At 34.2% G+C, this 13623-nt stretch carries 13 protein-coding genes; 5 read left to right on the top strand and 8 right to left on the bottom strand.

The genetic code is table 11. The features are described 5' to 3' along the window. Nucleotides 1–6: 6 nt before the first annotated feature. From MARIT_RS02625 to mraZ, 8 genes are read right to left on the bottom strand one after another with little or no spacing between them, the layout of a single operon-like run. Nucleotides 7–1197, bottom strand: coding sequence for an FtsW/RodA/SpoVE family cell cycle protein (locus MARIT_RS02625; RefSeq protein ID WP_024741341.1), 1191 nt, complete (start codon nucleotides 1195–1197; stop codon nucleotides 7–9). A gap of 29 nt (nucleotides 1198–1226) precedes the next feature. After that, a complete protein-coding gene (gene murD / locus MARIT_RS02620; protein WP_100210676.1) occupies nucleotides 1227–2561 on the bottom strand; it encodes a UDP-N-acetylmuramoyl-L-alanine--D-glutamate ligase in 1335 nt (444 codons plus the stop codon). A gap of 2 nt (nucleotides 2562–2563) precedes the next feature. After that, nucleotides 2564–3790 (bottom strand): phospho-N-acetylmuramoyl-pentapeptide-transferase, encoded by a 1227-nt coding sequence (gene mraY, locus MARIT_RS02615; protein ID WP_024741343.1) that lies wholly within the window; start codon nucleotides 3788–3790, stop codon nucleotides 2564–2566. A 2-nt stretch (nucleotides 3791–3792) separates the two neighbouring features. Further along, nucleotides 3793–5259: a UDP-N-acetylmuramoyl-L-alanyl-D-glutamate--2,6-diaminopimelate ligase gene (locus tag MARIT_RS02610; protein WP_024741344.1), complete on the bottom strand. Its 1467-nt coding sequence runs from the start codon at nucleotides 5257–5259 to the stop codon at nucleotides 3793–3795. After that, complete coding sequence (locus MARIT_RS02605) at nucleotides 5260–7221, bottom strand: penicillin-binding protein (protein ID WP_100211991.1); 1962 nt, start codon at nucleotides 7219–7221, stop codon at nucleotides 5260–5262. A gap of 58 nt (nucleotides 7222–7279) precedes the next feature. Next, complete coding sequence (locus MARIT_RS02600; RefSeq protein WP_024741346.1) at nucleotides 7280–7600, bottom strand: FtsL-like putative cell division protein; 321 nt, start codon at nucleotides 7598–7600, stop codon at nucleotides 7280–7282. Between the two features lie 12 nt (nucleotides 7601–7612). Then, nucleotides 7613–8509 (bottom strand): 16S rRNA (cytosine(1402)-N(4))-methyltransferase RsmH, encoded by an 897-nt coding sequence (gene rsmH / locus MARIT_RS02595; protein ID WP_100210675.1) that lies wholly within the window; start codon nucleotides 8507–8509, stop codon nucleotides 7613–7615. Next, nucleotides 8496–8963, bottom strand: a complete 468-nt coding sequence (gene mraZ / locus MARIT_RS02590) for a division/cell wall cluster transcriptional repressor MraZ (protein ID WP_100210674.1) — start codon at nucleotides 8961–8963, stop codon at nucleotides 8496–8498. The genes rsmH and mraZ overlap by 14 nt, the downstream gene beginning before the upstream one ends. A 208-nt stretch (nucleotides 8964–9171) precedes the next feature. On the opposite strand from mraZ, the gene MARIT_RS02585 reads away from it, so the two are divergent. The 5 genes from MARIT_RS02585 (at nucleotide 9172) to MARIT_RS02565 (ending at nucleotide 13559) form a co-directional block, all read left to right on the top strand. Next, on the top strand, nucleotides 9172–9936 hold the full coding sequence (locus tag MARIT_RS02585) for an alpha/beta fold hydrolase (protein WP_100210673.1): 765 nt from the start codon (nucleotides 9172–9174) through the stop codon (nucleotides 9934–9936). Between the two features lie 22 nt (nucleotides 9937–9958). Next, nucleotides 9959–10570 carry a ribosome biogenesis GTP-binding protein YihA/YsxC gene (yihA, locus tag MARIT_RS02580; RefSeq protein ID WP_024741350.1) on the top strand — a complete coding sequence of 204 codons (612 nt, stop codon included), beginning with the start codon at nucleotides 9959–9961 and terminating at the stop codon, nucleotides 10568–10570. A 30-nt stretch (nucleotides 10571–10600) separates the two neighbouring features. Then, nucleotides 10601–11284, top strand: coding sequence for an RluA family pseudouridine synthase (locus MARIT_RS02575; protein WP_100210672.1), 684 nt, complete (start codon nucleotides 10601–10603; stop codon nucleotides 11282–11284). Between the two features lie 170 nt (nucleotides 11285–11454). Further along, the gene (locus tag MARIT_RS02570; RefSeq protein WP_100210671.1) at nucleotides 11455–12831 is read left to right on the top strand and encodes an aldehyde dehydrogenase; all 1377 of its coding nucleotides are present in this window, start codon (nucleotides 11455–11457) and stop codon (nucleotides 12829–12831) included. Further along, entirely contained in the window at nucleotides 12819–13559 is a 741-nt protein-coding gene (locus tag MARIT_RS02565) for a nitroreductase family protein (RefSeq protein ID WP_038025616.1), read from the top strand. The genes MARIT_RS02570 and MARIT_RS02565 overlap by 13 nt, the downstream gene beginning before the upstream one ends. Nucleotides 13560–13623: the final 64 nt, after the last annotated feature.

Here is a 13623-nt window from a genome sequence, read left to right as displayed (position 1 = left end):
TTTATTCTACTCTATGGTTTCATGCAAAATATCTAACGGATTATCGTCAAGTATTGTTGCTTCTGTATCATTTTTTGATGCACTTACACTTAAAATCATACCCAATGCAAAACAAGTCATCCAAATAGAGGTACCTCCACTACTAATTAACGGCAATGTTTGCCCTGTTACAGGAAACAAATTAATTGCCACCGCCATGTTTATAATAGATTGAAAAATAATAGGCAAACCAACCCCTATTACCAATAAGGTAGCAAAAATAGTTGTTGCTTTCTTAGCTGCTATTAATATTCTAAAGAGCAATAAAAAATAAATAAACACCACAATCAATGCACCTATCAAACCATACTCTTCAACTATAATTGCATAGATAAAGTCAGATGATGATTGCGGTAAAAAATTTTTTTGTACACTCTTACCTGGCCCTTTTCCTGTTAACCCTCCAGTTGCAATAGCTATCTTAGCCTTTTCTACTTGATAATTCTCCTTTCCTTCTTTGGATGAAAAATTTTCTATCCTGCTTTGCCAAGTATTTACACGATTGGGCATTGCTTCTGGAAATGCTTTGGCTGCTAGTATAAAAAATGCCAAACTTAAAAAACCCATCCCTAGTATATACCCTATATACTTTGCTGGATACCCTCCTAAAAAAGTAAGCAATACAATCATACTAAACAATATCGCTGTTGTTGAAAAATTTGCAGGCAAAATAAGCATTAAAGTAATTCCTACAGGCATCCATAACTGCCACAAGCTTTCCTTAAAAAGAATTTGTTTTTCTTTATTTCTAGCTAGGTATCTAGCTACAAAAGACATCAATACCAATCCTGCTAAAGTTGATGTTTGAAACCCTACTCCTACAAACGGAATCCTAATCCACCGACTTGCATTTGCTCCTCCAATTGTTTTGCCTTGCGACAAGGTATAAATCAATAATAAAATAACTATCGGAAGCATTAATACAGAACCTCCACTAAAATATCTATATGGAATTTTATGCACCCCATAAATAATTCCAAAGCCCATTATTAATAAAACAACATGCTTTATTAAATACCCTATTGTTGAACCTGATCCTACAACATACACTAAATTTGTACTAGCACTATACACTGGCATAAACGAGAAAATAGCCAATGCAGTAACAATTGCCCAAATTGTTTTATCTCCTTTTATATGTTCAAAAATGGTTTTCAAAATATTATTTTACGTTACGCTATACTTTCTTATAGGTTTCTTACCGCCTGCTTAAATTTATCTCCTCTATCTTCATAACTCTCAAACAAATCAAAACTTGCACATGCTGGCGATAGCAATACAGTATCTCCTTGTTTAGCTATTTTATCTGCTACTTTCACTGCCTCTTCCGCTCCTGCTGTTTCTACCAAAACATCAACCACATCACCAAACACCTCTATTATTTTCTGATTATCAACACCTAAACATACAATTCCCTTCACTTTTTCTCTTACTAGAGGCATCAAATCAGTATAATCATTTCCTTTATCCACTCCTCCTACAATCCAAACAGTAGGGGTATCCATACATTCCAAAGCGTAAAATGTAGCATTTACATTTGTCGCCTTGCTATCATTAATATACTGTACTCCTTTTATTTTTTGCACATTTTCTAAGCGATGTTCAACTCCCTCAAAGTCAGACAAACTTTCCGCTATTGTTTGTTTTCTAACCTTTAATAATCGTGCTGCCATAGTAGCTGCCATCGCATTCTTAGTATTATGTTTACCTTGTAATGTTAATTTAGAAATACTCATTGTAAATTCTTCTGTATTTAGTCTCGTTATTATTTTATCTTCTTTTAAAAATGCCCCATATGCTAATTCTTTCTCTACTGAAAAAGGGACTAATTGAGCTTTTATTGGATTTTCTTTTAGCCAGCTATTTATTGCTTCATCATCTGCATCATAGATCAAAAAATCATGTATCGATTGATTTTTTGTAATCCTAAATTTTGAATGAATATATTTTTTATAATCATAATCATATCTATCTAAATGATCAGGAGAGATATTAGTAAGTATTGCTATATGAGAGTTAAAGTTTTCAATGCCATCTAACTGAAAGCTACTTAATTCTAATACATAATTATCATATTTTCTTTCTGCCACTTGCTGCGCAAAACTATCTCCGATATTACCACCTACTCCTACATTCAAACCTGCTTTTCTTAGTATATAATGTACCAACATCGTGGTTGTAGTTTTCCCATTTGATCCCGTAATCCCTACGATAGTTGCATTGGTAAATTGCGATGCAAACTCTATTTCCGATACTATTTTTATTCCTCTTAAGGCTACCTGTTGTACAATTGCTACTTTTTCTGGAATCCCTGGACTTTTCATTACAATATCAGCATTAAAAATTTTACTTTCTGAATGCTGGTTCTCTTCAAAGTCTATCTCTCTTTCCAAGAGTTCTTCTTTGTAATTACTCGATATTCTTCCTGTATCTGAAACAAAAACATCATATCCCTTCTCTTTCCCTAAAATAGCTGTTCCAACACCACTTTCTCCACCTCCAAGAATTACCAATCGCTTCATTATTATCTCAATTTTAGGGTTACAATTGCAAATACAGCCAAAAGAATTCCTACAATCCAAAAACGGGTTACAATTTTACTCTCATGGTAATTTAATTTCTGATAATGATGATGCAAAGGAGACATTTTAAAAATACGTCGCCCTTCTCCAAATTTCTTTTTGGTATATTTAAAATAAGATACTTGTAACATTACAGATAAATTTTCTACCACAAAAACTCCTGCTAAAATCGGCAACAGCAACTCTTTTCGAATAGCTATTGCAATTACTGCAATGATACCTCCAATAGTTAAACTTCCCGTATCTCCCATAAAAACTTGTGCTGGATATGTATTATACCATAAAAACCCTATCAAAGCCCCTGCAAATGCTAGAATAAAGACGGTCATTTCTCCAGAACTAGGAATATACATTACATCTAAATAATCCGCAAAAATGATATTTCCAGACACCCATGCAAAAATAGCCAACGCCATGACCATTATTGCAGATGTTCCAGCTGCTAAACCATCAATTCCATCTGTTAAATTTGCTCCATTTGAAATTCCCGTTACAATAAATACTACTACGAAAATAAACACGATCCACCCATAGCTTCTATAATTCTCTCCTAAAAAGCTTAATGCTTTTGCATAATCTAACTCATTTCCTTTTAAAAACGGAACGGTTGTTTTTGTTGATTTATGAGCTTCTCCAAACATTTTCTTCTTACCATCTTTTTGAACAACTTGTTCCGCAACAGGCAACTGTTCTTTCATCGTTACATCTGGGTGAAAATAAAGCATTGATCCTACAATAATCCCTAACCCAACTTGTCCTAGCACCTTAAACTTTCCTTTTAACCCTCCTTTATCTTTTTTAAACACCTTTATATAATCATCAGCAAACCCAATCATCCCCATCCACAAGGTGGTTATCAGTAGAATAACTATATATATATTTTCCAGTTTTGCTAATAACAGTACTGGAACTAAAGTTGCCAAAATAATAATTACCCCTCCCATTGTTGGGGTTCCCGATTTTTGTACTTGCCCTTCTAATCCAAGATCTCTTATCGTTTCTCCTACTTGCTGTTTTCTTAGATAATTGATAATTCTTTTACCAAAAACTGTCGATATCAACAATGACACTATAAATGCCGTTGCAGCTCGAAATGTAATAAATTGAAATACACTCGCTCCTGTTAAATTAAATTGCCCTTCTAAATATTGAAATAAATAATACAGCATTCTTATTTGTTATTAATTTGATTAAAACAATCTTTCACCACCTCTAGATCATCAAAATGAATTCGCTCTCCATTAATCTCTTGATAATCTTCATGACCTTTCCCTGCAATCAATATGATATCTCCTCTTTTAGATAATTTACATGCTGTTTTGATTGCTTGCTTCCTATCTAAAATAGATATTATTTTTCTGTAATTTTCCGCAGACACCCCTTCTTCCATTTCTTCTAAAATAGTTTGAGGATTTTCTGTTCTTGGATTATCTGAAGTAAATATTGCTTGGTTACTTAATTGAGAAGCAATATGTGCCATTTTAGGCCTTTTCGTTTTATCTCGATCTCCACCACATCCTACTACTGTAATTACTTGTTCATTACCAGTTCGTATATCCCCTATTGTTTCCAGCACATTTTTCAGCGCGTCTGGCGTATGAGCATAATCTACAATCCCTGTAACTCCATCATCAGATATTGTATATTGAAAACGGCCACTTACACTTTCCAGTTCACTAACCAGCCTTAATACTTCTAGTTTTTCCAGCCCAAGCAATTCTGCTACTCCTACAATTGCTAATAAATTATATGCATTAAAAGTTCCTATTAGTCTAGTCCAAATTTCAACTCCATTAATTGTCAATAATGTTCCTGTTAACCTTTTTTCTAAAATTTTACCTTTAAAATCTCCTATTGTTTTTAATGCATAAGTTTTCTTCTGAGCTTTTGTATTTTGAAGCATTATGGTTCCATTCTTATCATCTAAATTAACTAAAGCAAATGCTTTTTGAGGCAACGCATCAAAGAATTTCTTTTTAACATCTCTATATTCTGAAAATGTTTTATGGTAATCTAAATGATCGTGAGACAAATTCGTAAAAACACCTCCCGAAAACACTAACCCTTCCGTTCTTTTTTGATGAATTCCATGCGAACTTACTTCCATAAAGCAGTATGCTACCTTTTCATGAACCATTTCTTTTAAATAGCGATTGATACTTAATGAATCTGGCGTTGTATGAGTTGCTTTATACTCTTTTTCCCCTACAAGTACCTTTACTGTGGAGAGCAACCCTACTTTATGGCCTGCCTTTTTAAACAATTGAGATAGCAAGGTTGCTATCGTTGTTTTTCCATTAGTTCCTGTTACTCCAATTAATATTAATTTCGAAGAAGGATTTTCATAATAATTCGAAGCCATAATAGCCAATGCCTTACTAGAATCTTCAACCTCTATATAAACTACCGTTTCTTTTTTATCCAAGGGAACCTCCTCGCAAACAACCGCTATTGCCCCTAAAGAAATTGCTTTCTCTATATACTTATGACCATCTACAAACGTTCCTCTTTGCGCTATAAAAACATCTCCTTCTTTAACCCTTCTCGAATCAAAAACAATATTAGCCACCATGGTATCAGTAGTTCCAAATATAGAACGTACTGCTACTTTATGTAATATTTCGTTTAATTTTTTCAATTATGATAATTTTAAAATAATTGTTCTTCCCTTCTTTATGTACACTCCTTTTTCTATAGACTGCTCCATTACTCTACCCGTTCCAGAAAATTTCACTTTCAACCCTATATTTTCAAGTAATGAAACCGCATCCATACCACTCATTCCTTTCACATCCGGCATTTTAGTTTTTGTTTTACGCAATTTCTTATAATAATCTTTATAACTTTTATCTATTGCGGAAAATTTAGGAGTATCTGATACTGATTGGTTATCTATAGGAGTTGTTGTATATATTTTTTGAGCTATCTCTTTAAAAACAGGTGCAGCTACCGTAGCCCCATAATAACCTTTCTCTTTTTTAGGATCGTGTATTACTACTATACAAGAATACTTAGGAGTATCAGCGGGAAAAAAACCAGCAAATGACGCTACATACCTCTTATTAGAATAGTATCCTTTTATAACTTCTCCCTTCTCATTTTTATGCCTTGGTATATACTTTTTAGCCGTTCCTGTTTTACCTGCCATTGAAAAGTTTGGAGAATATATATTATCTGCCGTTCCCTTTTTAACAACATTTTCCATCACCTTCCTTACTTTATTAATTGTTCTTTGCGAAGCTATCTTTTTCTTAACAACAACCTTTTCAAAAACTTTCTCGATCTTATTCCCTACTCGTAACTCTTTAATAAATCTGGGCTTCACCATTTCTCCATTATTAGCCACCGTATTATAAAAAGTTAGTATTTGAAGCGGTGTTAAAGAAACTCCATACCCCCAAGCCATCCATTCTAATGATATAGGGCTCCACGTTTTTTCAGAAGGGCTTGGAATATAAGGTTTTCCTTCTCCTTTTATTTTCACTCCTGTTTGCATCCCTAACCCAAATGCTTTCATCTTATCAGTAAACTTTTTAGGACGATGGTCATAATGCTTTTTGATTAGCTTTACAATTCCTACATTAGAAGATACTTCAAACACCCTAGCTGCTGATATTTCTCCATACCCTCCATAACGAGAATCTTCTACTTTTTCTCTATTTACAAAAAACCTTCCTTTTTCGGTATCTACAACTGTTGAAGTATCAATAACCTTATCTTCTAGCCCTGCCATTAGGCTTGCCAACTTAAACGTAGAACCTGGTTCATGGCTTTCCCAAACCGCATAATTTCTCTTCTCATAATACTTCCCTTTAGAAGTTCTCCCTAAATTTGAAATTGCCTTGATCTCTCCTGTTTTTGTTTCCATAACCACTGCGCAGCCATGATCTGCCTCAAACTCTTCTAATTGTCTTAGCAATGCATGATGCGTAATATCCTGTATATTAACATCTATCGTTGTAATTACATCATGCCCATCAATTGGTTCTTTTTCATTTACATCATTAATTGGTTTCCATTGTCCTTTTGCTATTTTTTGCTTCAATCTCCAACCATTTTCCCCTTCCATATACTCTGCAAAAGCTCCTTCTATACCAGCACCTCCTCTATGGTCATCATACCCTACTGTTCTTTCTGCTATTTTACCTATCGGATGTGCCCTTACTGTTTTTTGTTCCGCTATAAAACCACCTCTATAAACACCTAATTTAAATATAGGAAACGCCTTCATTTTTACATAATCATTGTACCCTACATTTCTCGCTATTAACAAATACCTGTTTCTTCTTTTTTTAGCTTGCCTAATTTTCTGTTTATAATACCTAGAAGGCTTCCCTAACAATTCAGAAAGTGCTTCTGATAATTTAGTGAGGTTTTTTTCAAAAACATTATCATCAACAGCTACCACATCCATTCTTATAGTAAACTTTGACATTGAGGTTGCTAACAAATTACCATCTGCCGCATATACATTACCTCTATTTGCAAAAATGGTATCATTTCTTACAGTTCTTTCCTCTGATAGTTTCCGATACTTATCTCCTTGCACATATTGTATATTAAATATTCTAAACACTATCACTAGAAAAAAAAGCGACATTAAAACTGCAACCACATAGAGCTTATTTAATATGCTTTTTTTTAACACCATTACTATTCTAATCTTTTTTATAAGTTACTTTAATCTTTTGTGGCGGCGTTTTTGAAGGAGCCAATCCCTTTTCTTTCAATTTACTCCGAATACTACTTTCCATCTTCATTCTCATTAAAATAGTACCCGTATCAACATATTCAGCCCTTAACTCTCTTTGCTTTTTATTCAGCTCTGAAATCTCTACCACTTTCTCATCTGCCCTATGCGCACTTGAAATCATAATCAACAAAAGCAACACAACAAAAATGATAATCCTCCAATTCTTAAAAGCCGACTCATCTGTAAGAAACCCTCCTCTCAGAATATCATATACACTCCTTTTCACTACCTCCTCTTATTATTTCAATGTTGCTATCCTCAATTTAGCACTACGTGCTCGATTATTCTCTTTAATCTCCTCAATTGTCGGCACAATCAACTTCCCTATTTTTTTCAAAGGAACATCTACATTTCCAAAAACATCTTTTTCTGGTTCTCCACTAAACAATCCTGTTCGTATAAAACGCTTTACCAACCTATCTTCTAAAGAATGATATGATATTACACTCAAACGCCCTTCTCTATTCAATAACTCTGGGACTTGCTCCAAAAACTCCTTCAACACCTCCAACTCTTGATTCACTTCTATACGAATTGCTTGAAAAATCTGCGCTAGTATTTTATGCTCTTTTGACTTAGGTAAAAAACGCTTCAATACTTCTTTCAACTGAAAACTAGTTTCCACAGCCCCTTCCTTTCTAGCCAACACAATCGTTTTAGCCAACCCCCTCGCATTCCTTAATTCTCCATATAAAAACAACACATCCGCTAGCTCCTTTTCCTCATATTCATTAATCACCTTGCTACCTGAAAGCATTGATTTCTGATCCATCCTCATATCCAACTCTGCATCAAACCGAGTTGAAAACCCTCTTTCAGCAGCATCAAACTGATGAGAAGAAACTCCTAAATCAGCCAGAACACCATCTACTTTTTTAACACCATAAAATCGTAAAAACCTAGATATATATCTAAAGTTTTCACCTATCAACACAAAACGCTCATCTTCTATTTTATTCTGATAAGCATCCGGATCCTGATCAAAAGCAAACAACCTTCCTTTTTCTCCCAATCTATTTAAAATCTCTCTAGAATGCCCCCCTCCTCCAAAAGTTACATCCACATACACACCATCTTCTTTTATATGGAGCGCATCCACACTTTCCTTCAACAATACTGGATTATGATAATTCATCTGCTTCTATATTTCCCATTACTTCTTCTGCTAAATCTGCAAAATCTAACGCTGCTTCATCTATTACTTTCTCGTACTTTTCCTTATCCCACACCTCTACAATATTCACCGAAGATGACAACACTATCTCTTTTTGAATCCCTGCGAACTGACACAAATCTTTCGGAATCAAAATCCTCCCAGAAACATCTAACTCCACCAACTTCACTCCTGCCGTAAACCTTCTTATAAAATCGTTATTTCTCTTCACAAAACGATTTAACTTATTTATTTTTGCCATCATCAACTGCCATTCACTCATTGGATACAACTCCAAACAAGGTTGAAAAACCGCTCTTTTCAAAACAAACCCGTCTTGCAACACAGCAGACAACTGCTTCTTAAAAGCCGAAGAAAACATCATTCTGCCCTTAGCATCTATCTTACATTCATATGTTCCTATTAGATTTATCAACGGTTAGCTCATATTATTTCAATCAATCAAAAATAGAAAAAAATTACCACTTTTTACCACTTAACCCCACTTTGTTAATAAGTTTTACCCTTTCAAGAGCTCTCCCACAAATACGATAAATAAAGAGCAAAACAGCTTGTTAAATAATAAAACTGGAAATGTTCCAAAAAAAAACTACATTTGTCGTTAAGTCTAACTTAGAAAATACATGACTGAACATTTAAAGACAGAAGGCAAATTTACATACGCAGAAGCAGGTGAAGGGCAACCAATCATCGTATTACACGGATTAATGGGAGCTTTGAGTAATTTTGACAAAACTTTTCATCACTTTTCTCAAAAAGGGTACAAAGTTTTAATCCCTGAATTACCTTTATACACACTTCCTTTATTAAAAACAAACGTAAAGAACTTAGCCAAGTTCCTTCACGATTTCATTACTTTTAAACAATTAAAAAATGTTGTTCTACTAGGAAACTCCCTTGGCGGACATATAGGTTTATATTATACAAAACACCATAAAAACGATGTAGGAGCACTAGTACTTACGGGAAGCTCTGGTTTGTATGAAAACTCAATGGGAGATAGCTACCCTAAACGCGGAGACAAAGAGTATGTTGCTAATAAAACACGTGATGTTTTTTACGATCCAGAAATTGTTACAAATGACTTAATAGACGAAGTTTATAATGTAATCAATAATCGTAGCACACTTATAAGAACTCTTGCCATAGCCAAAAGCGCTATTCGACATAATATGGCAAAAGATCTTCCTGAAATGAAACAACCTACCTGCTTAATCTGGGGCAAACAAGACAATGTAACTCCTCCTGAAGTTGCTGACGACTTTAACAAGTTACTACCTGATTCTGATTTATTTTGGATTGACAAATGCGGTCATGCTGCAATGATGGAAAGACCCGAAGAGTTCAATCAGATTCTGGAAAACTGGTTTACTTCAAGAAATATCTAACACCTCTAAACACCTCATATCCGTGAAAATAAAATCTGCTGAATTCATTATGAGTAACAGCAATGTTACCAAGGCTCCCAAGGATAACATACCAGAGTACGCATTTATTGGTAGATCTAATGTGGGTAAATCTTCATTAATTAATATGTTAATGGAACGAAAGGATCTTGCAAAAACATCAGGAAAGCCTGGAAAAACACAACTAATAAATCATTTCAAAGTGAATGAAGAATGGTTTTTAGTTGATTTACCAGGGTATGGTTATGCTCAGGTTTCAAAAAAGAAAAGAACTATTTTCCAATATTTTATTGAGAACTATTTCAAAGAGAGAAAACAATTAGTTTGCACATTCGTTTTAATAGACAGCAGACATGATCCTCAAAAAATCGACTTGGAATTCATGAAATTCTTAGGAGAAAATCAAATTCCTTTTTGTATTGTTTTTACAAAATCTGACAAACTAGGGAGCTCTAAGCTAAACAAACAAATTACCTCTTATAAAAAGAAGTTATTAAATTTTTGGGAAAGCTTACCTACTTCTTTCATCACTTCTTCTTCTACCGGATTTGGACGTAAAGAATTTCTAGATTTTATCGATTCTGTAAACCAAGATGTTCGTGACAATTTCAAATAATCATTCTAGCCACAACTAAAAGCTCTAAAAATGCATTCTACGAAGAATAATCTACATGTTTTGTTTGAAGATAATCATATCATTATTGTAAATAAACGTGCTGGAGATATTATTCAAGGAGATAAAACAGGAGACAAACCTTTAAGCGAAGTTGTTAAGGAATACATCAAAGATAAATACAACAAACCTGGGAATGTATTTATCGGAGTGGTACACAGACTAGACAGACCCACCTCTGGAATTGTTATTTTTGCCCGTACTTCAAAAGCCTTAGAACGCTTAAACAAAATGCTACGAGACAAAACAATTCATAAAACATATTGGGCTATTACCAAAGAAAACCCCTCTAAAGAAGCAAACACTTTAATCCATTTTCTAAAAAAGAACCCAAAAAACAATAAATCTACTCCTTATATCAAAGAGATCAACGGTAGTAAAAAAGCAATATTACACTATAGAGTTATTAAAAAATTAGACAATTATTCTTTATTAGAGATTGACCTAGAAACGGGAAGACATCACCAAATAAGAGCGCAACTATCATCTATTGGATCTCCCATAAAAGGAGACTTAAAATACGGCTTCAGCAGAAGTAACAAAAATGGAAGCATCCATCTTCACGCAAAAAAAATTCAATTCACACACCCCGTAAGCAAAGAAACTCTAGAAATAGAAGCTCCTCTTCCTAAAGATCCGGTTTGGGATGCTTGCTAAGAATTTGTATCTTTAAAGCTTGTTAAAAAAGAACTTCTGAAAAATAGAAAAACTTAAATGTGCTTCTATCAGTTACCTCTTTTTAAATTATTAATTACTGCCAGGCAACTATATTCCCCTATCTAGTAAAGTTTGGTATATCGAATAAATATTACAAGAAATTTAATCTTATGGATATCGTAAAACTTGTACAATCACAAAAGAAGTATTTTGCTTCTCAACAAACAAAGGATACTTCTTTTAGGAAAGCATCTTTAAAAAAACTACAAAAAGAACTCATCAAACGCGAAGATGATATTTTGGAAGCACTTTATAAAGATTTCAAAAAACCAAAATATGAAGGGATACTCACAGAAACATCTATCGTACTAGCTGAACTGAAGCTACTTATTAAGAATCTTCATTCTTGGTCAAAACCCCAACGTGTTTTACCTTCTCTACTCAATTTTCCTTCTTCTGCTAAAATTTACAAGGAACCATATGGCGCTGTTTTAATCATTTCTCCTTGGAACTACCCATATCAACTGGCTTTTGCTCCTTTAGTTGGCGCTATTGCAGCGGGGAATACCGTTGTTTTGAAACCTTCAGAATTAACCCCACATACAAGTAAAATCACTAAAGAAATCATTGAGTCGGTTTTTAACAAAAATCATGTTGCAGTAGTAGAAGGCGGCGTTTCTGCAGCCCAAGAATTATTAGCTCTACGCTGGGATTACATCTTCTTTACAGGCAGCGTTTCTGTAGGAAGAATTGTAGCTAAAGCTGCTGCTGAACACATTACCCCTACCACCTTAGAACTAGGAGGTAAGAGCCCTTGTATTATTGATAAAACCGCCAACATCAAACTAGCAGCAAAACGCTTAATATGGGGTAAACTCATTAACTGTGGGCAAACCTGTATTGCCCCCGATTATTTATTGGTGCATCAATCTGTTAAAAAAGATTTTATCAAACACTTTAAAGAAGAACTCTCCAATGCCTACGGAGAACACCCTGAAAAGTCAGAGGATTATCTTCAAATTATCAATACTAGAAATTTTGATCGACTAGTTTCTATGCTAAAAAATCAAACAATTTTAATTGGAGGAGAAACAAACAGAGATAATAGATATATAGCCCCGACTTTAATCGATGAACCTAGCCTTGATAGTGAAGTAATGAAAGAAGAAATATTCGGACCAATACTTCCTTTAATTTCCTATAAAAACGAACAAGATATTAACACCATTCTTAGCAAATATGATAAGCCACTAGCACTATATATATTTACACAAGAAAAGCCATTTGCTAAAAAAATGATTGCAAAATATTCTTTTGGAGGAGGAACAATTAATGACACCGCCGTTCATTTTGCGAATCATAGAATACCTTTTGGAGGTGTTGGAGAAAGCGGTATTGGGGGCTATCATGGAAAATACTCTTTTGATTCTTTTTCACATAAAAAAGGAGTTGTTACACGAGGAAATTGGCTAGATATTTCAACTAAATATGCTCCTTATAAAGGAAAACTAAAACAATTAAAAACATTACTAAAATGGACCACATAAAAGAAAAAACAGTTTCAGAAGCCATCAATTATAGACGTTCCGTTAGAATCTATGACCCGGAAAAAAAACTTGATAGCACTGTAGTTAAAAACTGTATAAAACAAGCTAGTCTTTCTCCTAACAGCAGCAATATGCAACTTTGGGAATTTCTACACATTACTTCCAAAGAGGTCATTGACCAAATAGCCCCTCTTTGCTTTAATCAAAATGCAGCAAAAACAGCGCAGCAATTAGTTGTTTTTGTTGTCAGGAAAGATTTATGGCGTAAACGTATCAAGGCAAACCTGACATACATAGACGATTTATTCCCTAAAACACCTGATAATCAACAAAGTCGTAGGGAGAAATTTGCGCGAAATTACTACGAAAAAGTCATCCCTTTTGCTTATTTCGATTTTTTAGGAATTTTCGGGTGGCTTAAATACTTACTTGTTTCAACTACAGGGTTATTCAAACCTACTTATAGACAAGTCCGTTCAAAAGACATGAGAGTTGTTGCTCATAAAAGTACTGCTTTAGCCGCTCAAAACTTTATGACAAGTATGGCAGCGGTTGGCTATGATACCTGTCCTATGGAAGGTTTTGACTCGTTACGTGTAAAACAAGTCTTAAAACTACCTTACGGAGCTGAGGTAAACATGATTATCAGTTGTGGCGTTCGGAAGCCTGAAGGAGTCTATGGAAATCGCTTTAGAATTCCTTTCAACGAAATATACAAAGAGATTTAAAAGAACCACCTCTTTAAATCACCTCATAAAATGCAATGGGCACCACCAAACGTCCATTGCATTT

Origin of the sequence: Tenacibaculum maritimum NCIMB 2154, from assembly GCF_900119795.1 — a bacterium.
Lineage (GTDB): Bacteria > Bacteroidota > Bacteroidia > Flavobacteriales > Flavobacteriaceae > Polaribacter > Polaribacter maritimus.
The sequence above is the reverse complement of the archived record's forward strand: the minus strand, read 5'-3'. Positions and strand labels throughout refer to the sequence as shown.

Excerpts from the sequence above, each read along its gene's own strand:
- murD (WP_100210676.1), bottom strand. The coding sequence starts at position 2,561 with ATGAAGCGATTGGTAATTCTTGGAGGTGGAGAAAGTGGTGTTGGAACA.
- mraY (WP_024741343.1), bottom strand. The coding sequence starts at position 3,790 with ATGCTGTATTATTTATTTCAATATTTAGAAGGGCAATTTAATTTAACA.
- MARIT_RS02605 (WP_100211991.1), bottom strand. The coding sequence starts at position 7,221 with ATGTCGCTTTTTTTTCTAGTGATAGTGTTTAGAATATTTAATATACAA.
- rsmH (WP_100210675.1), bottom strand. The coding sequence starts at position 8,509 with ATGAATTATCATAATCCAGTATTGTTGAAGGAAAGTGTGGATGCGCTC.
- MARIT_RS02585 (WP_100210673.1), top strand. The coding sequence starts at position 9,172 with ATGACTGAACATTTAAAGACAGAAGGCAAATTTACATACGCAGAAGCA.
- MARIT_RS02575 (WP_100210672.1), top strand. The coding sequence starts at position 10,601 with ATGCATTCTACGAAGAATAATCTACATGTTTTGTTTGAAGATAATCAT.
- MARIT_RS02570 (WP_100210671.1), top strand. The coding sequence starts at position 11,455 with ATGGATATCGTAAAACTTGTACAATCACAAAAGAAGTATTTTGCTTCT.
- MARIT_RS02565 (WP_038025616.1), top strand. The coding sequence starts at position 12,819 with ATGGACCACATAAAAGAAAAAACAGTTTCAGAAGCCATCAATTATAGA.